General features: G+C 61.1%; 24 protein-coding genes. 6 read left to right on the forward strand and 18 right to left on the reverse strand.

Annotated elements, in window-relative coordinates:
- The first annotated feature begins 152 nt into the window (after nt 1-152).
- Entirely contained in the window at nt 153-776 is a 624-nt protein-coding gene (locus DTW90_RS14915; protein WP_149339298.1) for a TIGR00730 family Rossman fold protein, read from the forward strand.
- 30 nt (nt 777-806) lie between these two features.
- On the opposite strand, the gene rarD is transcribed toward DTW90_RS14915, so the two are convergent.
- From rarD to cysS, 8 genes are all read right to left on the reverse strand, one after another.
- On the reverse strand, nt 807-1,718 hold the full coding sequence (rarD, locus tag DTW90_RS14920) for an EamA family transporter RarD (protein ID WP_149339300.1): 912 nt from the start codon (nt 1,716-1,718) through the stop codon (nt 807-809).
- Between the two features lie 109 nt (nt 1,719-1,827).
- A complete protein-coding gene (cimA, locus tag DTW90_RS14925) occupies nt 1,828-3,444 on the reverse strand; it encodes a citramalate synthase (RefSeq protein WP_149339302.1) in 1,617 nt (538 codons plus the stop codon).
- 87 nt (nt 3,445-3,531) lie between these two features.
- Entirely contained in the window at nt 3,532-4,488 is a 957-nt protein-coding gene (gene pip / locus DTW90_RS14930) for a prolyl aminopeptidase (RefSeq protein ID WP_149339304.1), read from the reverse strand.
- Nucleotides 4,485-4,961, reverse strand: a complete 477-nt coding sequence (locus tag DTW90_RS14935) for a GFA family protein (RefSeq protein WP_132517213.1) — start codon at nt 4,959-4,961, stop codon at nt 4,485-4,487. Before DTW90_RS14935 ends, pip begins: the two co-directional genes overlap by 4 nt.
- Entirely contained in the window at nt 4,954-5,439 is a 486-nt protein-coding gene (locus DTW90_RS14940; RefSeq protein ID WP_149339306.1) for a GFA family protein, read from the reverse strand. The genes DTW90_RS14935 and DTW90_RS14940 overlap by 8 nt, the downstream gene beginning before the upstream one ends.
- A gap of 1 nt (nt 5,440) precedes the next feature.
- Entirely contained in the window at nt 5,441-5,839 is a 399-nt protein-coding gene (locus tag DTW90_RS14945) for a type II toxin-antitoxin system VapC family toxin (RefSeq protein ID WP_149339599.1), read from the reverse strand.
- A gap of 14 nt (nt 5,840-5,853) precedes the next feature.
- Nucleotides 5,854-6,093 carry an AbrB/MazE/SpoVT family DNA-binding domain-containing protein gene (locus DTW90_RS14950; protein ID WP_149339307.1) on the reverse strand — a complete coding sequence of 80 codons (240 nt, stop codon included), beginning with the start codon at nt 6,091-6,093 and terminating at the stop codon, nt 5,854-5,856.
- 57 nt (nt 6,094-6,150) lie between these two features.
- Nucleotides 6,151-7,536, reverse strand: coding sequence for a cysteine--tRNA ligase (gene cysS / locus DTW90_RS14955; protein WP_149339309.1), 1,386 nt, complete (start codon nt 7,534-7,536; stop codon nt 6,151-6,153).
- Between the two features lie 357 nt (nt 7,537-7,893).
- Here cysS and DTW90_RS14960 point away from each other — a divergent pair, with 357 nt between their 5' ends.
- Complete coding sequence (locus tag DTW90_RS14960; protein ID WP_149339311.1) at nt 7,894-8,445, forward strand: isochorismatase family protein; 552 nt, start codon at nt 7,894-7,896, stop codon at nt 8,443-8,445.
- 18 nt (nt 8,446-8,463) lie between these two features.
- On the opposite strand, the gene DTW90_RS14965 is transcribed toward DTW90_RS14960, so the two are convergent.
- The 4 genes from DTW90_RS14965 to radA all read right to left on the reverse strand — a co-directional run bounded on the left by DTW90_RS14965 (nt 8,464) and on the right by radA (nt 13,050).
- Entirely contained in the window at nt 8,464-9,204 is a 741-nt protein-coding gene (locus DTW90_RS14965; RefSeq protein ID WP_149339313.1) for an SDR family NAD(P)-dependent oxidoreductase, read from the reverse strand.
- Between the two features lie 64 nt (nt 9,205-9,268).
- Nucleotides 9,269-10,759 carry an amidophosphoribosyltransferase gene (gene purF / locus DTW90_RS14970; protein ID WP_149339315.1) on the reverse strand — a complete coding sequence of 497 codons (1,491 nt, stop codon included), beginning with the start codon at nt 10,757-10,759 and terminating at the stop codon, nt 9,269-9,271.
- A 157-nt stretch (nt 10,760-10,916) separates the two neighbouring features.
- Entirely contained in the window at nt 10,917-11,555 is a 639-nt protein-coding gene (locus DTW90_RS14975; RefSeq protein WP_149339317.1) for a CvpA family protein, read from the reverse strand.
- A 91-nt stretch (nt 11,556-11,646) separates the two neighbouring features.
- On the reverse strand, nt 11,647-13,050 hold the full coding sequence (gene radA, locus DTW90_RS14980) for a DNA repair protein RadA (protein ID WP_132517197.1): 1,404 nt from the start codon (nt 13,048-13,050) through the stop codon (nt 11,647-11,649).
- 152 nt (nt 13,051-13,202) lie between these two features.
- Between radA and DTW90_RS14985 the strand changes: the two genes are divergently transcribed.
- Entirely contained in the window at nt 13,203-13,838 is a 636-nt protein-coding gene (locus DTW90_RS14985) for a LysE family translocator (protein WP_149339319.1), read from the forward strand.
- Between the two features lie 13 nt (nt 13,839-13,851).
- On the opposite strand, the gene alr is transcribed toward DTW90_RS14985, so the two are convergent.
- A complete protein-coding gene (gene alr / locus DTW90_RS14990) occupies nt 13,852-15,012 on the reverse strand; it encodes an alanine racemase (protein WP_149339321.1) in 1,161 nt (386 codons plus the stop codon).
- A gap of 119 nt (nt 15,013-15,131) precedes the next feature.
- Entirely contained in the window at nt 15,132-16,628 is a 1,497-nt protein-coding gene (locus tag DTW90_RS14995; RefSeq protein WP_149339323.1) for a replicative DNA helicase, read from the reverse strand.
- Nucleotides 16,629-16,974: 346 nt separating this feature from the next.
- Here DTW90_RS14995 and DTW90_RS15000 point away from each other — a divergent pair, with 346 nt between their 5' ends.
- Genes DTW90_RS15000 through DTW90_RS15010 form a run of 3 tightly spaced genes read left to right on the forward strand, consistent with a single transcriptional unit; the run spans nt 16,975 to nt 20,186 of the window.
- Nucleotides 16,975-17,418, forward strand: a complete 444-nt coding sequence (locus DTW90_RS15000) for a MarR family winged helix-turn-helix transcriptional regulator (protein ID WP_132517189.1) — start codon at nt 16,975-16,977, stop codon at nt 17,416-17,418.
- Between the two features lie 9 nt (nt 17,419-17,427).
- A complete protein-coding gene (locus DTW90_RS15005; RefSeq protein ID WP_246664953.1) occupies nt 17,428-19,104 on the forward strand; it encodes an MFS transporter in 1,677 nt (558 codons plus the stop codon).
- Between the two features lie 17 nt (nt 19,105-19,121).
- Nucleotides 19,122-20,186: an HlyD family secretion protein gene (locus DTW90_RS15010; protein WP_132517187.1), complete on the forward strand. Its 1,065-nt coding sequence runs from the start codon at nt 19,122-19,124 to the stop codon at nt 20,184-20,186.
- Between the two features lie 73 nt (nt 20,187-20,259).
- On the opposite strand, the gene rplI is transcribed toward DTW90_RS15010, so the two are convergent.
- From rplI to rpsF, 4 genes are all read right to left on the reverse strand, one after another.
- Nucleotides 20,260-20,838 (reverse strand): 50S ribosomal protein L9, encoded by a 579-nt coding sequence (gene rplI / locus DTW90_RS15015; protein WP_132517185.1) that lies wholly within the window; start codon nt 20,836-20,838, stop codon nt 20,260-20,262.
- An 18-nt stretch (nt 20,839-20,856) separates the two neighbouring features.
- Complete coding sequence (locus DTW90_RS15020; RefSeq protein WP_149339324.1) at nt 20,857-21,837, reverse strand: DUF2232 domain-containing protein; 981 nt, start codon at nt 21,835-21,837, stop codon at nt 20,857-20,859.
- Nucleotides 21,838-21,992: 155 nt separating this feature from the next.
- Complete coding sequence (gene rpsR, locus DTW90_RS15025) at nt 21,993-22,241, reverse strand: 30S ribosomal protein S18 (protein WP_004680498.1); 249 nt, start codon at nt 22,239-22,241, stop codon at nt 21,993-21,995.
- Between the two features lie 12 nt (nt 22,242-22,253).
- Nucleotides 22,254-22,718, reverse strand: a complete 465-nt coding sequence (rpsF, locus tag DTW90_RS15030) for a 30S ribosomal protein S6 (protein WP_132517181.1) — start codon at nt 22,716-22,718, stop codon at nt 22,254-22,256.
- Nucleotides 22,719-23,028: the final 310 nt, after the last annotated feature.

Consider the following 23,028-nt stretch of genomic DNA (forward strand, 5'->3'; position numbering starts at 1 on the left):
TTCCTCTCCAGGCGGCATCGCCGCAGCAACTTCTGAAATTGCTAACGATTTCCGCGTTTTTTACAAGCTTTCTCAGCTATTTCCGAATGCTTGCACGCAAGTTTTCCTTTAATTTTCTTGACGGAGCACTTGCAGCATAGTTGTTTGGTCACATGACAAAAGAATCTGTGCCAATTCGATCCATCTGCGTCTACTGCGGCTCTCAGCCGGGACGCGATCCTTCCCATATCTCTGCAGGCCGTGAACTGGGCAAAGCTATCGCCGAAAGCGGACTGCGGCTGGTCTATGGCGGCGGCACCAAAGGAATCATGGGTGCGGTCGCAAGCGGCGTTCTTTCCAATGGCGGTCAGGTGACCGGGATCATCCCGGAATTCCTCGTCGACATGGAAGCGACTCGCCATTCGCTGGGTCAATTGGACGAGCTCATCATAACCCCTGACATGCATACGCGCAAACACACCATGTTCGAGCGCTCGGATGCCTTCGTGGCCCTGCCGGGCGGCATCGGCACGCTGGAAGAGATCGTCGAGATCATGACATGGGCACAGCTCGGCCAGCACGAGAAGCCGATGGTCTTTGCCAATGTGAACGGTTTCTGGGATCCGATGATGGAGCTGATTCGGCATATGAACGAGTCGGGCTTCATCCATACCGCCCATCGCGTCCAGCCGCTGGTCATCGATACGGTCCCCGAAATCATCCCGGCGATTCGCAAGCAGGCGGACGAGATCCGCGGCAGCCGCAGCGGCGCGGCAGACGTTCTCGCCAAGCTCTGAAAAGGTTTCGTTAACGCTGTCTGGTCCGCGTCAGCGCTTGCGGCTCTGACGCAGGATCGACCAGCTATAGAGGACGAGCCCCGCCCAGATGAGCGGAAAGGCGATCGTCCGCGCTGTGCCGAGCGGCTCCTGGAAAACGAAGACGGCGATCAGGAAGATCATGGTCGGCACGATGTATTGCATGATGCCGATCGTCGAGAGCCGCAGCAGCTTGGCGCCATTGGCAAAGATCATCAGGGGCAGGGCGGTGACCAGCCCGCAGCCGACGAGCAGCGACGTGTCGTAGGTGCCGGTCCGAAAGAGATGCCCTTCGCCCTGTGCTTCGAGATAGACGATATAGGCAAGCGCCGGCAGGCTGAGCAGCAGGACCTCGAGCAGAAAGCCCTGGTTCGGCCCGATGGGAAGCGTCTTGCGAAAGAAGCCGTAGAATCCCCAAGACAGTGTCAGCGCAACGGCAACCCAGGGAAGGCTGCCGGCATCGACCGCAAGGATCACGACCGCAACAGCGGCAAGCACGATCGCGGCGATTTGCGCCTTTCCGAGCTTCTCCTTCAGCAGAATGGCGCCGAGTGCGATGCTGAAGAGCGGATTGATGAAATAGCCGAGGGCCGCATCCAGCGAATGGCCGTTGCCGATTGCCCAGACATAGGTGCCCCAGTTGATGGTGACGAGGATGGCCGTCATCGACGCCATCGCAAGGGTGCGCGGCGTGCGCAATGCGACCTTCAGGTCACCCAATCGCCCGAGCGAGAGGAGAACGGTGCCCGCCACGGGCACGGACCAGACGATCCGGTGCGCAATGACCTCCATGGCCGGAATGTGCCCCAGCGCCTTCATGTAGAAGGGCAGCACGCCCCAAAGCAGGTAGGCCGTCAGCACATAGAGAAAGCCGCGTGTCCCGTCGTCGCTCCTGGCGGCCGGCGTGGAGATATCGCTCGTCATTGAGGTGTTCCATCCCGATCTTTTGCGGCCGGGTGTATCTCAATTACTGCTAATGGACCAATTCATTTCCTTGACGATGCCTTCAAGGCCGTTGATGCGGCGGACGTGTCTATTCCGCCGCGATCCTGCCTGCCATGTGCCGGTTCTTCATCAGCTTGTAGATGACGGAATCCATCAGCGCCTGGAAGGAGGCGTCTATGATGTTTTCCGAAACGCCGACCGTCCACCAGCGCACGCCGCTGGAATCGATGGATTCGATCAGGACGCGGGTGATTGCCTCGGTGCCGCCGTTGAGGATACGAACCTTGAAGTCGGCGAGAACAAGATCGTCGATTTCGTGCTGGTACTTGCCGAAATCCTTGCGCAGCGCCAGGTCGAGCGCGTTGACAGGGCCCTCGGCTTCCGCAACAGACATCAGCGTCTGCCCGTCGATCACGATCTTCACCACCGCCTCGGAGACGACCTTTATGCGGCCATGGGAATCGAAGCGGCGCTCGACCATGACGCGGAAGCCGTCGATGGCGAAGAATTCGGGGATGGTGCCCAGCGTCCGGCGCGCCAGAAGCTCGAAGCTTGCATCCGCCCCTTCGTAGGCATAGCCCGAGGCCTCGCGCTCCTTGACGATGGAGATCAGCATGTCGAGCTTCGGATCGTCCTTCGAGACCTCGATGCCGCGACGCTTCAGGGCATTGATGAAATTGGCCTTGCCGCCCTGGTCCGAAACCATGACCTTGCGGAAATTGCCGACGCTCTCCGGGGGCACGTGTTCGTAGGTGCGCGGATCCTTCAGCAGCGCCGAAGCGTGGATGCCGGCCTTGGTGGCAAAGGCCGAAGCGCCGACATAGGGCGCCTGATGATCGGGCGAACGGTTGAGCAACTCATCGAAGGCATGTGATAGCCCGGTCAGTCCCTGCAACCGCTCCGCGTCGATAGCCATCTCGTAGAATTCGTTGTAGCTGTTCTTCAGCGCCAGCGTCGGGATCAGCGTGACAAGATTGGCATTGCCGCAGCGCTCGCCGATGCCGTTGAGAGTGCCCTGGACCTGTCGCACGCCGGCATCCACAGCGGCGAGCGAATTGGCGATCGCCTGGCCGGTATCGTTATGCGCATGGATGCCGAGACAGCGTCCCGGAATGCCGTGGGCGATGACGGATTCGACGATGGCGCGCACTTCGGGCGGCTGCGTGCCGCCGTTGGTGTCGCAGAGCACGACCCAGCGTGCTCCGGCCTCATAGGCTGTCCTGGCGCAATCCAGCGCATAGGCGGGGTTCGCCTTGTAGCCATCGAAGAAATGCTCGCAATCGACCATCGCCTCCTTGCCGGCCGCGACCGCCGCCTTGACGCTCTCGGCGATGCAGTCGAGGTTTTCCTGGTTGGAAATGCCGAGCGCGACTTCGACATGGTAGTCCCAGCTCTTGGCGACGAAACAGATCGCGTCGCTCTTGGCCTGGATCAGGCTTGCAAGTCCGGGATCGTTCGATGCCGAGACGCCGGCGCGCTTGGTCATGCCGAAGGCGACGAAGGAGGATTTCTGCGTCCTCTTCTCGCTGAAGAAGCTTGTGTCCGTCGGGTTCGCGCCCGGATAGCCGCCTTCGACATAGTCGATGCCGAATTCGTCCAGCATGGTGGCGATCGCAATCTTGTCCTCGACCGAAAAATCGATGCCGGGCGTCTGCTGCCCGTCACGCAGGGTCGTGTCGAAGAGGTAGATTCTTTCCTTGGTCACCGCGATGCCTCCCGGGCATTGATTGTCGTCATGTGTCGCGGCCCCACGTCTTAGAGAGACGGGGCCGCGAGCATGCAGGTGTCGTGCTTACTTCCCAGCAAACTTGTCCGTCGCCCGGATCAACTGGTCCAGGATGCCGGGTTCGGAGAAGGAATGGCCGGCGCCTTCGATCAGGTGGAATTCCGCCTTGGGCCAGGCCTTGTGCAGGGCCCAGGCATATTTGGCCGGGCAGGGCATGTCGTAGCGCCCGTGGACGATGACGCCGGGAATATCCTTGAGCTTGTAGGCATCGCGGATCAACTGGCCTTCGTCCATCCAGCCGGCATTGACGAAGAAGTGGTTCTCGATGCGGGCAAAGGCATGAGCGAATTCAGCGTCTTCGAACTTGCTGCTGGTCGAGGGCTCGGGCAGCAGAGTGATCGTTTCGCCTTCCCAGATCGCCCAGGCCTTGGCGGCCTCCAGGCGCATCGCCTTTTCGGCATGCGTCAGGCGGCGGTTATAGGCAGCCATCATCTCGTGCCGCTCTTCCGGCGGGATCGGCGCGATGAAGCGCTCCCATTTGTCCGGGAACATTTCCGAGACGCCGAACTGATAGTACCAGTCGAGTTCCGCCCGCGTCAGCGTGTAGATGCCGCGCAGCACGAGTTCGGAAACCCGCTCCGGATGCTTCTCGGCATAGGCGAGCGCCAGCGTCGACCCCCAGGAGCCGCCGAAAACGAGCCATTTCTCGGCGCCTGCCATCTCGCGCAGCCGCTCGATGTCGGCAACCAGATGCCAGGTCGTGTTGGCGTTGAGGTCCGCATGCGGCGTCGACTTGCCGCAACCGCGCTGGTCGAACAGCGTGACGTCATAGAGATCAGGATCGAAAGCGCGGCGGTGGCTGGGCGAGATGCCGCCGCCGGGGCCGCCATGCAGGAAGACGGCCGGCTTTGCGCCGGGCGTGCCGCAACGCTCCCAATAGATGACATGGCCGTCGCCGACATCAAGATGGCCGGAGGCATAGGGCTCGATTTCGGGATAGAGCGTGCGCAGGAGTTCGGTCATAGTTTCAAACCTTGCTGGGGCCAGACATCGGTGTCGTGGTCGGGGTGCTGGAAGGAGATGATGGCCTCCTGCCGGGCGTAGAAATCGGGGTCTTGATGCAGCGGCTGGTCGAAGATCGTTTCGACCCAGGGCAGGCGCGCGCCGTGGTTTACTTGGATTTGCGGGGCAAGGTCGCTTCGGTCGTCAAAACTGCCGATGGCAAGCTCGAGCCCGCCGGGATGGCGATAGGTTAGCGGCGTACCGCAATCCTTGCAAAAACCGCGCTCGATGTTGACCGAGGACTGGAAATAGGTCGGCTCTCCGCGGGACCATTCGAAACCTTCCTCGGGCGCGGTGACCAGCGCGGAAAAGAAGCCGCCGAACTGTTTCTGGCACATCCGGCAATGGCAGATGGAGGGGCGGCCGAGCGCTCCCCTGATGCGAAAGCGCACGGCGCCGCATTGGCAGCCGCCTGTTCGCACAACGTCAGTCATGATGGTTCTCCGGTAGCCAAGTTTCGGTATCGTGATCGGGATGCTGATAGGAGACGATCTTCAGCACAAAGGGAGCCGCTTCGGCATCCTCTTCGGTCGCATGTCCCGGCAGCTCGTGCAGGTGGTCGACGAAGCCGATCTTTGCCTCAGTGCCGAACTGCACGACGGGCGGCAACGCCGAAGGATCGTCGAAGGCTCCGGCCGCGATTGCAATGCCGTCGGGCGCCTCATAGGTCAGCGGCGTGCCGCAATCGGCGCAGAAGCCGCGCTCGACGAAATTCGAGGAGCGGAACGTCTTGCGCGTCCCCCGCGTCCACGTGAGTTCCGCGCCGCGGGTGGAAACCAGGGGCGCATAATAGGCGCCGAACGCCTTTTGGCACATGCGGCAATGGCAAATGGAGGAATCCGTGAGCGTGCCCGTGACGCGGAAGCGGATGGCTCCGCATTGGCAGCCGCCGGTGTGGGGTCGGTCGGTCATGTTACGCCTCCTCCGCCAGCCAGTTTTCGACTGCAAGGCCGCCAACGCCTGAAAATTCGCGCACGTTGTCGGTGATCAGGGTCAAGTCGAGGGCGAGAGCATGGGCGGCGATAAAGAGATCAACAGGACCTATGAGATTGCTGCTGCGCGCGAGTTCGCTGCGAATCGCGGCGTAGCGGTGTGACGCCAGATCATCATAAGGAATGACGTCCAATCTTTTCAGAATGTTCTCGATCAGAGCCGTCAGTCTCTTAGATCCGCGCTTCGCGGCGCCATAGCGCAATTCTGATGCCACAAGGGCGCTGACACAAAGGTTCTCCTCGCCCGCGAGCGACGCCTGTTTCACGGCCGGGCCATCCGGATAGCGGATCATGTGCGACACGATATTCGTATCGAGCATATAGCGGCGATCGCTCACAACTCGACATCCTCAAGCGGGAGTTGTCCCTCGTCGACATCGGGAAACTCTTCGTCCCACGGTTCGATCGTGGCAAGCCATTGCAACAGGCCTGATGTCTTGGCCGGCTCGATAATCAGCCGATCCCCATCCTTGCGCATGATCGCATCATTGCCCGGAAGCTCGAATTCCACGGGAATGCGAACGGCCTGGTTGCGGCCGTTCCTGAATAGCTTCACATGCCGTTCGGTATCCATGACGCTCTCCCGTTGGCATATGCCTTAGCATAGGCCAAAATTATCGCCCGCACAACCTCACCGCTTCAACTCCCAAGTCGTCACCCGCTCACCGGTCGCGGCATCCTTGCCGTCCTTCAGCTGGATGCCCTTGGCGACAAGGTCGTTGCGGATCTTGTCCGCCTCGGCGAAGTTCTTCGCCTTCAGCATTTCCAACCGCATCTGAACCAGCGCATCGACGGCTTCGGCGACCGCTTCGTCCACCTCCGCCTTGACCGGCAGGACGCCGAGAAGGGCAGCACTGGCGGCAAAGGCGGGGAGCTGGGCCGGGTCGGCATTTGCAGCCTGCGCCAGTGCATGCAGCGCCTGCACCGCAGCCACGGTGTTCAAGTCGTCCGCGAGTGCCGCCAGCACCGTTGCATCAGGCGTAGCGTCCCCTGCCTCTGCAGCCGGCCATTTCGCCAGCAGCCGCTCAGCCTCTTCCAGCCGCTTTACCGAAAAATCGATGGGCTCACGGTAATGCGTCATCAGCATTGCCAGCCGCAGCACTTCGCCCGGCCACTTGCGGCCGCCGAATTTCTCCGTGTGGAGCAGCTCGTAGATGGTGACGAAATTGCCTTCGGATTTCGACATCTTGCGGCCTTCGACCTGCAGGAAGCCGTTGTGCATCCAGACATTCGCCATCACATCCGTGCCGTGAGCGCAACGCGACTGGGCGATCTCGTTCTCATGGTGCGGGAAGATCAGGTCCAGCCCGCCGCCATGGATGTCGAAGACGTCGCCGAGATAGCGACCGCTCATGGCGGAGCATTCGATGTGCCAGCCCGGACGGCCGCGACCCCAGGGGCTTTCCCAGCCCGGCTCCTTCTCGTCTGACAGCTTCCAGAGCACGAAATCGCCCGGACTCTTCTTGTGCGCATCGACGGCGATGCGGGCGCCGGCCTGCTGTTCGTCGAGATTGCGCTTCGAGAGCTGGCCGTAATCCGCCATGGATTTCGTATCGAACAGCACTTCGCCTTCCGCCTGGTAGGCATGGCCCTTGGCGATCAGCTTTTCGATGATCTCGACCATCTGCGCGATGTTATCGGTCGCACGCGGCTGGATCGTCGGCTCCAGGCTTCCCAGCGCTTTGGCATCCTCGAGGAACTGCGTCTCCGTCTTTTCGGTGACGGCGCGGATGGCCTCGTTCAGCGGCAGGCCCGGAAAATCACGCAGAGCCCGCGCGTTGATCTTGTCGTCAACGTCGGTGATGTTGCGGGCATAGGTGACATGGGCTTCGCCATAGACATGCCGCAGAAGCCGGAACAGTACGTCGAAGACGATGACCGGGCGGGCGTTGCCGATATGGGCGAAGTCATAGACGGTCGGGCCGCAGACATACAGGCGGACATTGTCCGCATCGATCGGCTTGAAATCGACCTTTTCGCGTGTCAGCGTGTTGTAAAGCTTGAGCACCGTGCCCATTCCCATCTCCCAAATGCAATTCAAAATGCATCCACCGGCGGACCGGGACGTTTGTCATCTTGGGTATCTGGGAGACGAAAACGGCCAGGCCAGCGGTAACGCTAGCGAATAATCTTCCGGCAAATAATGCAGACGACCGTTTTCATGAGCAGCGTTATGGCGCGGAAGCCGGGGCTGGTCAAGGGGGGGAAAAGCGGTCGGGAGAAGCCTGAGCAATCGATCCGGCGAATCGATTGCAGCGCCGAACGCCCGAAGCCCAAGCGAAGGGCCGGGGGCGCCGCGAACGCAAATTCTGCCGTCCTCTTTCTTACCACTCTCATCCTTGACGCAAGAACCAACGGCGTTAGCTTCCCGACCATGTCACAGCAAGAAGCACCCACCCTCGCACCCGTGATCGTCATCGACCTGCAGACCGGCATGTTCGACGGTCTCCTCGAACCGCCGATCCATGATGCCGACGGCACGGTAGCTCGTGCGAAAGATATCATCGGCTGGGCTCGATCGGAGGGACGCAAGATCGCGTTCGTCAGGCATGACGGCCCGGAAGGAGACCCTTTGGCTCCTGGCGAACCGGGCTGGCCGATATGGCCTGCCCTCGGTCAGGCAAAGGATGAACCGACGTTTTCCAAGAGCGTGGGCGATGCTTTCAGCAATCCAGCGCTTGGTGAATGGGTTATGGGGCAGGGCGCCAGAGAGGTTATCTTGCTGGGCGCACAGACCGATTTCTGCGTGGCGGCAACGATGAAGGGCGCAATGGGTGCGGGACTGGGGGTAACGATCGTTTCCGATGCCCACAGTACCTTGGATAGCCCGGTCGAAAATGCCGCCGAAATCATCCGGCGGCACAATCGCGAATTTGCTTCCGCCGGTGCCAGTTTGGTCACGACGAGCACGCTTACGGGCGGCTGACGCCTTTGGTGCTGCCGCCTATTCCGGCAGGCGGTAGTCCTTCAGGGCATTCTCCTTGATGACGAACAGCTTGCCCGTCTCCGTCCAGTCGGGTGAAACGAGAGGCAGCAGTGCCTGTGCGACTTCGCGCGGATGCGGCAGCGTGTCCGGATCCTCGCCGGGCATTGCCTGCGCGCGCATGGCGGTGCGGGTGGCGCCGGGATCGACGCTGGTGATCTTCAGCGCCGTGCGCTGCGTCTCTCCGGCCCAGGTGCGGGCCAGCACTTCGACGGCTGCCTTGGAGGCGGCGTAGGGACCCCAGAACGGACGAGCCGTATGCGCAACGCTGGACGACAGGATCACGACGCGGCCGGCGTCGGAGCGCATCAAAAGCGGCTCCGTCGAGCGGATCAGCCGCCAGGTGGCTGTCACGTTGATGTTCATGACCCTCTCGAACACCTTCGCTTCGACATGGCCGATCGGCGAGATCGTGCCGAGCACGCCCGCATTGGCAATGAGAATATCGAGCTTGCCCCAGCGCTCGAAGATCGAGCCGCCCAGCGCATCGATGGCCTTCATGTCGGCAAGGTCGAAAGGAACGAGCGTGGCGGAACCGCCGGCAGCCTTGATCGCATCATCGAGATCTTCGAGGCCGCCCACGGTGCGGGCACAGGCAATCACATGCGCGCCCGCCTTGGCGAGTTCCAGCGCGGTGAAATAACCGATGCCGCGCGACGCGCCTGTCACCAGCGCGATTTTGTCCTTCAGATTGACCGTCATGATGCCTCATTCCTCCGAGATGCGGGGCAAGGGAATGCCCCATATCAGCCAAAGAGTCGAGACATCAACCGTTGCTGGCCATGACGGAAAGCTTGAGGCCCGCGGTCTCGCCATTCTTGTCGAGAAGCCGCGTCGGATAGTCGCCGGTGAAATAGTGATCGGTGAATTGCGGGCGGGCGGAATTACGATCCTCGCCGCCGACGGCGCGGTAAAGGCCGTCGATGCTGAGGAATTCCAGCGAGTCGGCGCCGATATATTTCGCCATGGCTTCCGTGTCGGCATATTGGTTGGCCAGCAGCTTGTCGGCGTCAGGCGTGTCGATGCCGTAGAAATCCGGATAGAAGATCTTCGGGCTTGCGACGCGAATATGCACTTCCTTGGCGCCGGCATCGCGGATCATCTGCACGATCTTGAGCGACGTCGTGCCGCGCACGATCGAATCGTCGACGAGCACGACGCGCTTGCCTGCGATCATCGCCCGGTTGGCCGAATGCTTGAGCTTGACGCCGAAGGCGCGGATCTGCTGCGTCGGCTCGATGAAGGTGCGGCCGACATAGTGGTTGCGAATGATGCCGTATTCGAAGGGGATGCCGCTCTGCTGCGCATAACCGAGCGCTGCCGGCGTGCCGCCATCGGGCACAGGCACGACCACATCGGCGTCGACGGGCGCTTCCTTGGCGAGATTGATGCCCATGTTCTTGCGAGCGACATAGATGCTGCGGCCGCCGACAACCGAATCGGGCCGGGCGAAGTAGACATATTCAAACAGGCAGAGGCTCTCGGGCTGCGGATTGGCAGGCTTGCGAGCATCGATGGCAATCGAGCCGTCCGGCTGGATCTCGCAGATGATGACTTCGCCGTTTTCCACGTCGCGGATATATTTGGCGCCGATGATATCAAGCGCGCAGGTTTCCGAACAGAAGATCGGCTTGCCGTCGAGCTCGCCCATGACCAGCGGGCGGATGCCGATCGGATCGCGCGCGGCGATCAGCTTCGTGCGGGTGAGGGCCACCATCGCATAGCCGCCCTCCATCTGGCGGATGGCGTCGATGAAGCGGTCGGTCGTGGAGGCATGGCGTGAGCGGGCGATCAGGTGCAGGACAACTTCCGTGTCCGACGTCGACTGGCAGATCGCGCCGGTCGCGATGATCTGGCGGCGCAGCGTCAGGCCGTTGGTGAAGTTGCCGTTGTGGGCGATCGCGATACCGCCGACTTCGAGCTCGGCAAAGAGCGGCTGGACGTTGCGCAGCGCCACTTCGCCCGTCGTGGAATAGCGCGTATGGCCGATCGATATCGAGCCGGGGAGCTTCGCGAGCACGGCCGGGTTCGTATAATGGTCGCCTACCAGGCCCATATGCTTTTCGGTATGGAACTGTTTGCCGTCGAATGTGACGATACCGGCCGCTTCCTGGCCACGATGCTGCAAGGCGTGAAGGCCAAGGGCAGTCAGCGTAGCCGCATCCGGATGTCCCAGGATACCGAAGACGCCACACTCTTCATGCAGCGTGTCGCCGTCGAGATCGTCCTTGATCGAAAAGGAATGGGACTCGTTCATAGGTGCGGGCCTTTGCTCTCGATGGGGTCGGTTGGCAGCATCACGGCTGTGTCTAAAATAGCTGAAAATCCGGCCGGGCAAAATGCCTGGCCGGATGGCTGTCGTCGGTTTCGCTCAAATGGCGATTGTTTCCCTTGGGGTCAAGCGCCAAACACTATCAATTGCTGTTCTGCGGTGCGGTCGGTGCCGCGGGTTGCGCAGGCGCATCGTCGGACGGCGCGCTATCGTTGCCCGCGCCATTGTCCTCGTCATCCTGCTGCTGTCCGCCCTTTTCCGGCTGGATCTTGTCGATGACGTTTGTGCGGATCATCTGCGCCAGCTGCTCCGGCAGCGCCGATTCCAGCTTCACGACCATCGAATCCAGGAATGGCTTCGACTTTGCATTGTTGACCCAGGCCGGACGATGGGCCGGATCGACCAGCCAGTTCCAGAAGGCGACAGCAACGACGAGAAGCAGCAGGCCACGGGCCGCGCCGAACAGGAAGCCGAGCGTCCGGTCGAGCGCGCCGATGCGACTGTCGATGATGAAATCGGCGATCCGCATCGTAATGAAGGAAATGACGATCAGCGCAATCAGGAAGACGACTGCGGCCGATCCGACGATCGCGATGCGTTCATCATCCGTATAGCGCTTCGCATAGGGCACGAGCAGGGGATAGAGGTAATAGGCAGCGGCCGCCGAGCCGCCCCAGCTTACGATCGAGAGAATTTCGCGGGAAAAACCGCGCACCATCGCCAGGACGGCGGAAAACAATACGACGCCGATAACAATGCCGTCGAAAATCGTAATGGGCATATACAATCCACTCCAAGACTTGCCATGACGGGCATGGCCGCCGTCTGCCTCAATGCCTATTCCGTATCATCGCCTGCGGGCGATGAAAGAATCAATCGTCGTCTTCCGCCTGCCTGAGCGCGCCCTTCGATCCGGCGATACGCGCCACCAGATCCGGCAGGCTGTCGATCTCGCTCCAGCGTCCGCCATTGCCCTTCGGCAGTTCGGCAGAAGCGGTCGGCAGAAGCGCCGCAGAGAAGCCCAGCTTCTCGGCTTCCTTGAGGCGCTGAGCGGTATGCGCAACCGGCCGAACGGCGCCCGACAGGCTGACTTCGCCGAAATAGACGCAATCCGCCGGAAGGGCAAGACCGGCCAGGGATGAAACCAGTGCAGAGGCTACCGCAAGGTCCGCTGCGGGCTCGGAAATGCGATAACCACCGGCAATATTGAGATAAACGTCGTGCTGGCCGAGCCGCACGCCGCAATGCGCTTCGAGCACGGCGAGAATCATCGACAGCCTTGCCGAATCCCAGCCGACGACCGCACGGCGCGGCGTGCCGAGCGATGTCGGCGCAACCAGTGCCTGCACTTCGACCAGGATCGGACGCGTGCCCTCCATGCCGGCAAAGACGGCAGCACCTGGCGATTTGGAATTGCGCTCCCCAAGGAAAAGCTCGGACGGATTGGCGACCTCCCGAAGCCCGATGTCGGACATTTCGAAAACGCCGATCTCGTCGGTCGGGCCGAAGCGGTTCTTGACGGTGCGCAGGATGCGATAGTGGTGGCCGCGATCGCCTTCGAAATAGAGCACGGCGTCGACCATATGCTCGACGACGCGCGGGCCTGCGATCTGGCCGTCCTTGGTCACATGCCCGACCAGCACCATGGCGGAGCCGGTCTGCTTGGCAAAACGGATCATGGCCTGCACGCCGGTGCGAACCTGAGTGACGGTGCCGGGCGCGGATTCGGCAAGTTCGCTCCACAGTGTCTGGATGGAATCGATGATAACGAGATCGGGCCGCTTGCCCTCGGCAAGCGTCGCGAGGATATCCTCGACATTGGTCTCTGCAGCCAGCATCACGTCGGTATCATCAGCCTTCAGCCGCTGGGCGCGCAGACGAACCTGCGCGACGGCCTCTTCGCCCGAGACGTAGACGATCTTGTGGCCCCGTCGCGAAAGGGCGGCGGCCGCCTGCATCAGCAGCGTCGACTTGCCGATGCCGGGATCGCCGCCGACAAGTACCGCGGAACCGCGCACGAAGCCACCGCCGGTCGCCCGGTCGAGTTCCGAAATGCCGGTATGGATGCGGGGGGCTTCCTCGATCTCGCCGGAAAGCGCGGTCAGCGTGACAGGCTTGCCCTTGCGCGGCGTCCTTGTGGGACCGCCGCCGATGCCGCCCATCGGGTCTTCCTCGACGATGGTGTTCCATGCGCCGCAGGCATCGCATTTGCCGGCCCAGCGATTATGGACCGCGCCGCAGTTCTGGCAGATGAATTGGGTTCGGCTCTTCGCCATTAAATGCCGCTTTCACTTTCGAGCGCTCCGGAAATCGGTCCGAATCGCTGCTGACTGCCAGATAATGACTTTCCTGAAGGATCAAAACTAATGATTTCCGTATCAACGGCGTTCGTGACAGCATTCCATGGGGACGGAATGGATGGTGACGGATGTTCGATTACACGCTTGCACATTGGGTAACGTTTGTATCGGCCGCGGTATTGCTCAATCTCTCTCCGGGTCCGGATATCGCCTTCATACTGGGTCATACGATCAAAAGCGGAATTCGTTCCGGCTTTGCCGCACTTTTCGGCGTATGGAGCGGCGCCTGCATTCACGTGTTGATGACCGCGGCCGGCCTGTCGGCGATACTGGCCGCATCGGCGCTTGCGTTCTCGGCGGTCAAATGGATTGGTGCCGCCTATCTGATATGGCTGGGGATACAGGCACTGCGCTCAACGGGCGAGGGCGGCTGGATCAGGGAGACGGATCAAGCGCCTGTCAAAAGCCGCATCTATCGGCAGGGAATTCTCGTATCCCTGCTCAATCCCAAGGTGGCGATCTTCTTCCTGGCCTTCCTGCCGCAGTTCGTCGTCGAGGGCGCCGGTCCCGCCTGGGCTCAGTTGCTTTTGCATGGCAGCCTGATCATCGCGGTTGCCGCCTTCATAGAGCCGCCGCTCGTTCTGCTCGGCGGGCGCCTGGCCGGAGCGCTCCGGCGAAATCGCAAATTCGGGCTTTGGCTGCATCGCGGCCTCGGGACGCTGTTCGTCGCCCTCGGCATCCGGCTTGCGATCAGCACACGCTAGGAAATTTCCGGCTCTATTCCTGCTCCTCGGCCATATAGCGCCGCTGGTGCCTCAGCCCCATATTGGCCAGCAACTCGTAACCGATCGTACCCGCCGCACGGGCTGCATTGTCGACGAGGATGTTGCTGCCGAAAAGCTCGATATAGTCGCCGGCCCGCACCAGATGTTCTGGAACATCGGTGATGTCGAAGATCGTCATGTCCATGGCGATACGACCGGCGACCGGGACACGGTGGCCGGCAATGAAGCCCTGGCCACCCTGCGGAAGCGCGTCGCGCAGGGGCACGCCGCCGCTCGAGAAGCTGCGGAGATAACCGTCGGCATAGCCCGCGGCGACGACCGCGAGCCGACTGTCGCGCGTCAGCTGGAGAGCTTGGCCGTAGCCGACGCCTTCGCCCGCCTTGGCTGAGCGCGTCTGGATGATCCTGGCCTCGGCGGTTGCGACCGGCCGCATCGGATTTGCAATGCCTCTGACTGCCTCGCCGCCATAGAGCGCAATACCGGGGCGGGTGAGATCGAAGTGATATTCCGGGCCCAGGAAGATGCCGGCCGAGGCTGCCAGGCTTGATTCGATACCTTCGAATGCAGCGCTAACCTTCCGGAATGATTCAAGCTGCTGCCTGTTCATCTGATGGGAGGGATCGTCGCCACAGGCAAGGTGGCTCATGATCAGCACCGGCGCCAGGCTTGCCGGCCGGGATACGTCGTCGGCAAGCATGAGCGCCTCGTCGACAGACAGGCCAAGGCGGTTGAAGCCGGTGTCGACCTGCAAAGCGCAGGGGTAGTCGCCATAATCGGCAAGCACGGCCGTCCAGAAGCTGAGCTGTTCTTCCGACGCGATGACGGGAACGAGATCGTTTTCGAAGAAGAGCCGTTCCATGCCGGGCCAGATGCCTGACAGTACGAAGATGCGCGCGTCCGGCGCATAGAGGCGAAGCGTTGCCCCTTCCTCCGCCGTCGCAACGAAGAAGTCGCGCGCGCCGGCAAGATAGAGCGCTTCACCGACATCTTCCGTGCCGAGTCCATAGGCGTCAGCCTTCAGGACGGCGGCCGTGCGCGCCCGTCCGGAGCGGCGGGCCAGATCACGCCAGTTCTCGACGATGGCTCCCAGATCGACTGTCAGACGCACGCCGGCGGTGTCAAAGGCATCGTAGTCGTCGGAGAAATCTGTCATGGAATCGCCTTGAATAAAAAAAGTGGCCGGAGGGGGATGATCTCCGGCCAGAGTAAAGATGATTTCTGTCGATAGAAAGTCTCAAGCGGCGCATGACTGCTCTGCGCCGCTAAGCATTTTCAATGTTCCTCGTACTGGATGAAGGACGAATCGGCGAGGTCGGCAAACCGGGTGAACTCGGCCTGGAAGGCGAGCCTCACCGTGCCGGTCGGTCCGTGGCGCTGCTTGGCGATGATGACGTCAGCCGTGCCCTTCACCTTTTCGAACTGCGCTTCCCATTCCGCATATTTCGGATCGGCCGGATCGCGGGGTTCGGAGTTTTTCACATAGTATTCCTCGCGGAACACGAAGAGCACGACGTCGGCGTCCTGCTCGATCGAGCCCGATTCGCGAAGGTCGGAGAGCTGGGGCCGCTTGTCGTCGCGGCTTTCGACCTGACGTGAGAGCTGGGACAGCGCGATGATCGGAACGTTGAGTTCCTTGCCGAGCGCCTTCAGGCCGGTGGTGATCTGGGTGATTTCCTGAACGCGGTTTTCGTTCGACTTGCCCGAGCCGGTCATCAGCTGGACGTAGTCGACGACGAGGACATCGAGGCCGCGCTGACGCTTCAGGCGACGCGCGCGGGCCGATAGCTGTGCAATCGAGATACCACCGGTCTGGTCAATATAGAGCGGCACCTTCTGCATCATCATCGAGCAGGCGACCAGCTTTTCGAAATCGGCATCGTTGATGTCGCCGCGGCGGATCTTGGAGGAGGAAACCTCCGTCTGCTCGGAGATGATACGGGTAGCGAGCTGTTCCGACGACATTTCCAGCGAGTAGAAGCCGACGACGCCACCGTTCTTCGCCTTCATCGAGCCGTCCGACTGCACTTCGCCCTCGTAGGAAGCCGCAATGTTATAGGCGATGTTGGTCGCAAGCGAGGTCTTGCCCATGCCAGGGCGGCCGGCAAGGATGATCAAGTCCGAACGCTGCAATCCGCCCATCTTGCTGTCGAGCGTATGGATGCCGGTCGAAATGCCGGAGAGGCCACCATCGCGCTCCTTGGCAACCGCCGCCATGTCGATCGCAAGCGCCACGGCATCGTTGAAGGACTGGAAGCCGCCGTCGTAGCGGCCGTTTTCGGCCAGTTCGAAAAGACGGCGCTCCGTATCCTCGATCTGCGCCTGTGGCGGCATGTCGAGGGGGGCGTCATAGGCGATGTTGACGACGTCCTCGCCGATGGTGATCAGCGCGCGGCGTAGCGCAAGATCATAGATCGCGCGGCCATAGTCCTCGGCATTGATGATGGAGACGGCTTCGGCGGCAAGGCGGGCGAGATATTGCGCGACGGTCAGGTCGCCGACCTTGTCGTCGGCCGCCAGGAATGTCTTGATGGTGACGGGGTTCGCGGTCTTGCCCATGCGGATGATGTCGCCGGCAACCTCGAAGATCTTGCGATGCAGCGGCTCATAGAGATGAACCGGCTTCAGGAAATCCGAAACACGATAATAGGCGTCGTTGTTGACCAGGATCGCGCCCAGAAGCGCCTGCTCGGCTTCGATATTGTTCGGCGCTTCGCGGTAGTGCTGTTCAGTGGTGGCAACGGCGGCGATCTTTCGCGCGGTTTCATTCATCGTCGTTTGTCTCGATCTCTTTTTGTGGGTCCGAGGTTTGCGGCCATAGCGCCGCCGGGTCAACAGCACCAGGGGAATAACGAGCGCGTGGGCTTCGTTCACCCGACCTATTCCACGTTGTTCCACTCATCCACAGGGAGCAGCCAAATAAACAAAAAAGGCTGTTGTCGCTTCCTTGCAACGGGTCGTTTCAGGCGAATCGCTGCGCACACCAACCACAGCGGGATATTAGCCGGATCTAGGGATGCTTGCACCCGCCCATGTGATAAACTTCCTTGAATGTGAATTGGAAGCCGGTTACATCGACTGGTATAAATTAGCATACTAATCATATGAAACGGCCATAATGTCCGGGAAGCCGACGAACCGCCAACTGTTCGATGAACTGTCGTCCTTCAACAGAAAGTTGCGGGCGAGCTTCGATGCTCTCGTGCGCGAGCATGGCATGACATTGGCGCGGGCACGGGTGTTTTTTGCGCTCTCGAAACGCGATGGCATCAATCAGCGCGAGCTTGCCGACGAGCTCGAACTCGAGACGCCAACTTTGGTTCGCATCCTCGATGCGATGGAAGCGCAGAATTTCATCGAGCGCCGTGCTGCTCAGGCGGACCGGCGCGCCAAGCTCATTCACACCACCGATTCCGGAAAAGTGATCGCCGCCGAGATAGATGCGCTTGCGACAAGTGTCCGCTCGGATATTTTGGAAGGAATATCGGATGAGGATATCGCCGTGGCGCTAAAGGTCATCCGCGCCATGGCCGCGAACCTTCCGAATGTCGGCAAAGGGTGAGGTGAAGGCATGAGTGCCGAGGCGGCCCGGATAGTCGAGCTTCCACAAGAGGAAGCGAAAGAGGCCGCACCTGTTGAACCGGCTGTTCCGCCCGCGCCGCCGCCTGTTCCGAAATGGAAGGCGTTTCTCTACTTTTTATCCTCTGTCCTGTTTTTCCTGACCCAGGGACTGGGTCTGAACCTCGCCTTCGCCAATCTCACCCAGATCCAGGGCTCGATCGCCGCGACGACCACGGAATCCGTGTGGTTGTCGGCAGCCTATCTCGCGCCGAATGTCAGCCTCGCCATCGCCCTGGTGAAAATCCGGATGCAGTACGGTATCCGTAATTTCGCCGAGATCAGCATCATGGGCTTCGTCATTGCCTCGCTGCTCAATCTCTTCGTATCGGATCTGCAGTCGGCGATCGTCGTGCGCTTCCTCAGCGGCATTGCCTCGGCGCCGCTCTCCACGCTCGGCTTTCTTTACATGCTGGAGGCCTTTACGCCGGCCAAGAAGTTGACGGTCGGCGTCAGCCTCGCGATGATGAACACGACGCTTGCCGCTCCCGTCACGCGCCTGGTCTCGCCGTCGCTCCTCGATTTCGGCGAATGGCGCGGCCTTTATACGCTGGAGATGGGGCTGGCGCTGCTCGTCATCCCGATCATCTACCTGCTGCCGCTGACCGCGCCGCCGAGGGTCAAGGTCATCGTACCCGGCGATATCCTCGTCTACCTGCTGATCGCGGTCGGCTTCGGCGCGTTGGCGGTCGCGCTCTCGGTCGGACGCGTCTACTGGTGGCTCGAAGTACCTTGGCTTGGCATCGTCCTGGTCGTCTCCATCGTAACGATCGTGCTGGCGATGGTGATCGACCTGCACCGGCGTCTGCCGCTGATAGACGTCCGCTGGCTCTGTAGTTGGCCGAATATCCACATGACGGGTGTTCTGCTGGTCTTTCGCCTGATCATCGCCGAACAAACGTACAGCGTCTGGACCTACTACCAGAACGTCGCGAACCTGCTCTACGATCAGCTGATGACCCTCTATTGGATCATCCTGGCCTTTTCGCTGGTGGGTGGCTTCATCTGCGCGGCACTGATGAATTACGGTCTCACCTGGCAGATTCAGATCCCCGCGCTGATCATGATGGCGACAGGCGCTTTCATGGACAGTCAATTGACCAGCCTGACGCGGCCCGAGCAAATGTATCTGAGCCAGGCCCTGATGTCGGCGGGTGCCGCGCTCTTCCTGCCGCCGACCATATCGGACGGATTCAAAGCCGCCTTCGCCAAGGGGCCACCCTATCTCGTCAGTTTCTTCGTGATCTTTCTTTTCACTCAGAGCATCGGAGGCCTGATCGGGTCGGCCTTCTTCGGCACGCTGATCACCATCCGGGAAAAATTCCATTCGAACGTCCTGGTTGAACACGTGCTGCTCACCGATCCCAACGTCGCCCTGCGTGCCAGCCAGCTTTCTGCTGCCTACAGCAAGGTTATCGGCGACGCCGCGCTCCTGAAGGGCGAGGGGGTGGCGCTTCTCGGCATCCAGGTCACGCTTCAGGCCAATGCGCTTGCGTATGGCGACGCCTTCTTCGTTGCCGGCGTCATCGCTGTGCTGGCGCTGGCCGGTCTAATCCTGCATCTCGTCTTCAGAGCCGTGAAAGCCCGTCTGGTAACAGAGCCGGTGGCTGAAGCGACATCCAACGCATGAGGAAATGAAAGCGCTCCATGTCGAAGCTCGTCCGTTCCCCGATTGAAGTCGTTGCCGTTCTCGCCGGAGTGGGAGGAGTGATGCTGGTGCTCTATGCCTGGCATCTGCCGCCCTTCAAGACCTCGGTGGAGGTAACGGACAACGCCTATGTCAAAGGCTATGTCACCACGATCAGCCCCCAAGTAAGCGGCTACGTCACCGACGTGCCGGTCAAGGACTACGAAGTCGTGAAGCAGGGCCAGATCCTGGTGAAGATCGACGACCGCATCTATGTGCAAAGGGTAGCGCAAGCGCAGGCAGCGCTCGATGGCCAGAAGGCCGCCCTGGCCAATTCGAGACAGCAGGAACTTGCTGCAAAGGCCGGCATCGCCTCAAGCAAAGCCCAGGTCGACAGCGCCGATGCCGCTCAAAAGCGGGCGCAGCTCGCTTGGGATCGTGTGGCAACATTGGTCGCCAAGGGTGTCTCGACCACCAGCGACTCTGAGACCGCGCAGGCAACGCTGGAGCAGGCGAAAGCCTCGGTCAATCAGGCGCAGGCGGCGGTCGAAGTGTCCAACGAGAACCTTACGACCATCATCGTCAACCGCGCCTCGCTCGAAGCGGGTGTCAGCAATGCGGAGGCTGCCGTTCAGCTCGCGAACATCGACCTGGAAAATGCGACGGTTGTCGCTCCGAAAGACGGCCGTGTCGGCGAAGTGGGTGTGCGCATCGGCCAGTATGTGACGGCGGGCACACAGCTGATGTCGCTGGTGCCCCAGGACGTCTGGATCATCGCCAATTTCAAGGAAACGCAGCTCGACGGCATGAAGGTCGGCCAGCCGGCCTACTTTACCGTCGATGCGCTGCAGCATGAGCGAATGACCGGGCATGTCGAGAGCTTCTCGCCAGCCGCAGGCTCCGAATTCGCCGTCATCCGCCCGGACAATGCAACAGGCAATTTCACCAAGATTGCCCAGCGCGTCGGCGTTCGCATTTCCATCGACCCAGGCCAGCCGCTTGCGGCATCTCTGTCGCCTGGTATGTCCGTCGTCGTCTCGATCGACAAGAATTCGCAACCCCAGCCGGCCGGGGCCGCGCGGTAGCCGCTGAATCTTTCCGATCAACAAAAAGCCCGGCACATGGCCGGGCTTTCGCATTTCTAAAACTGAGAAGCGATCAAGCTTCTTCGTCTTCGATGCCGTCAGCTTCCGGATCGAAGAAATCTTCCGGACGAAGTGCATCTTCGTCGACGCCGTAGATGGCGTCGGCAGAGGTGAGGGTTTCGCCCTTGGACTGGCGCTCTGCTTCTTCAGCGGAACGGGCAACGTTGAGTTCGATTTCGATTTCGACTTCGGAGTGAAGCGCGATCGTGACCTTGTGCAGGCCGATAGCCTTGATCGGCGTGTTCAGGTGAACCTGGTTGCGGCCGATGTTGAAGCCTTCGGCAGCCAGGATGTCGACGACGTCACGGGCAGCAACCGAGCCGTAGAGCTGGCCGGTTTCGCCGGCGGAGCGCACGACGATGAAGGACTTGCCGGCGAGAACGTCGGCTACGGTCTGAGCTTCGCTCTTGCGCTCGAGGTTGCGGGCTTCGAGCGTAGCACGCTCGGATTCGAAGCGCTTCTTGTTGGCGTCGTTGGCGCGCAGGGCCTTGCCGAGCGGCAGCAGGTAGTTACGGGCAAAGCCGTCGCGAACCTTGACCACTTCGCCCATCTGGCCGAGCTTCGGTACGCGTTCGAGGAGGATGACTTGCATGTTCTTGTCCTTTCGATTTCAGAGTTTCGTATCAGGTTGTTTCGAGGCATTGCCATCCTTGTTCGGGGTCAGCGCGATCGCCTTGCGCGTGTCGGCGAGCCCCAGAACGAGGATGAAGAGGATCGGCATGACCATGGTCGATGCCAGGTAGCAGAGGATCAGGGCCGGCAGCCGCCATTCCTTTCCGCGGGTGCGGAAGTGAAGTGCTGCAAATCCCGCAAGCAGGAAACCGGCACCGAAAGCGCCAAACAGCGTGGCGCCGATCATTGCCGGAACACCGCCGGCAAAGCAGGCAAGCAGGCCGGCGAGGAAGACGAAGATCGAATTCCGGTTCATCCGCAGCGTGGAGGGAATATCCTCGCGCGGGCGAAGATTGCTGCCCGACGCCGTGACGATGCGCGTCGCGACATAGTAGGCGGCAAAGAGCATGAGAACCCAGATCGCACCCTGCAGTGCCGGCAGCATCAAGACCACCAGCGACTTCGTCTGAGCAATCGAGGCCGGGTCTGGCGTGAAGGCCGGCTCCTGCTGCTTGACCGAATCCATCAGCGCATCGACCATCTGGTCGGTGAGGCCCGGGCCATAGCCGATCATGAAGCCGACCACGATGACTGCGACCGTGACGAGAGCGCAAAGGTGAAGCAGGATATCCGAAAGCGGATACCAGGCCGTCAGATGGTCCGGTCCGCCAAGCTCGGAAGCAGGCCGCGCCAGGTTGGCGAGGTGGCTGAGCCACCCGGCCGGCGCAAGCGTCACCAGCGTCATGACCAGGGCAAAGGAAGGCGAAATGGCAATCGCACCGAGCACGAACGCGGTAACGATCGAAACGATCGCTGCGACATTGCCCCAGCCGAGGCCGGCGATCAGGATAGGAAGTGCCGAAGCAGCGTAGAGAACCGCACTGAAAGACGGCTGCGCATCCGCACCGAGCACGAGCAGGGTGGCGGTCAGGCCGGCGAGCGCGCCGATCATCAGCAATCTTGGGTTCAATCTGTTCACGTCGCTGTCCTGCTTGTTCAAGCAGTTAGAGGAAGTTTCCGATTCAATCTCGGAAGAGCCTCAACATGGGGTTTAACGGTCTCGATCCACGCCCATCGTGGAAGGAGTGAGGCAAGGCACGGATGCCTTCCCTCGAATTCTAAGTTGTCGGTCGCTTACGCGACGACGTACGGCAGCAGGCCGAGGAAGCGGGCGCGCTTGATCGCCTGAGCGAGTTCGCGCTGCTTCTTCTGGGAAACGGCCGTGATACGCGAAGGAACGATCTTGCCGCGCTCGGAAATGTAGCGCTGCAGAAGACGGACGTCCTTGTAGTCGATCCGCGGAGCGTTTGCGCCCGAGAACGGGCAGGTCTTGCGGCGGCGATGGAACGGGCGGCGGACCGGTGCGGAGGAAGCTTCAGACATTCTCAGATCTCCTTATACGCGGTCTTCGCGCGGACGGCGCGGACGGTCTTCACGGTCACCGAAGCCACCTTCGCGCGGCGGGCGCGGACCACGGTCGCCGAAGTCGCGGCGCGGGCCACGATCGTCGCCATCGCGGCGCGGACGGTCGTCACGATCGCGCTTCTGCATCATGGCAGACGGGCCTTCTTCGTGCTTCTCGACAGCGATCGTCATGTAGCGCAGGACGTCTTCGCTGATGCGCATCTGGCGTTCCATTTCCTGGATGGCAGCCGCCGGAGCGTCGATGTCCATCAGGGCGTAGTGAGCCTTGCGGTTCTTCTTGATGCGGTAGGTGAGGGACTTGAGGCCCCAGTTCTCGATACGCCCGACTTTGCCGCCGTTTGCTTCGATCACGCCCTTGTACTGTTCTACGAGGGCATCGACCTGCTGAGCGGAAATATCCTGCCGGGCAAGGAATACATGTTCATAAAGAGCCATGACAGCTTTGCCTTTCTTGCGTTGGTTCAACCCGATATTCGGCGGCTAAGCCTCAACGACTGCTCCTGATGGGCGGACCCAGGCAAGAAAAGCGTTTCCGAGACGGTCGAGAGCGGAGACACGGGAGGCTGGAACGCTTCCGTTCCGAACGATCTCACCATGGTGAGACCGGCCCTCCGTTCAGCCACCAGCCAGAAGACCGGGTTTGCGAACAGGGCGGCTTATACGGATTTTTGAATGAAAGGCAAGAGCGGGATTGATCTAATCGCCGCTCAACACGCGGAAAGCATCAGTTGGAGTACTTTCGGGA

It is taken from the genome of Neorhizobium sp. P12A (assembly GCF_008365395.1).
GTDB lineage: Bacteria > Pseudomonadota > Alphaproteobacteria > Rhizobiales > Rhizobiaceae > Rhizobium.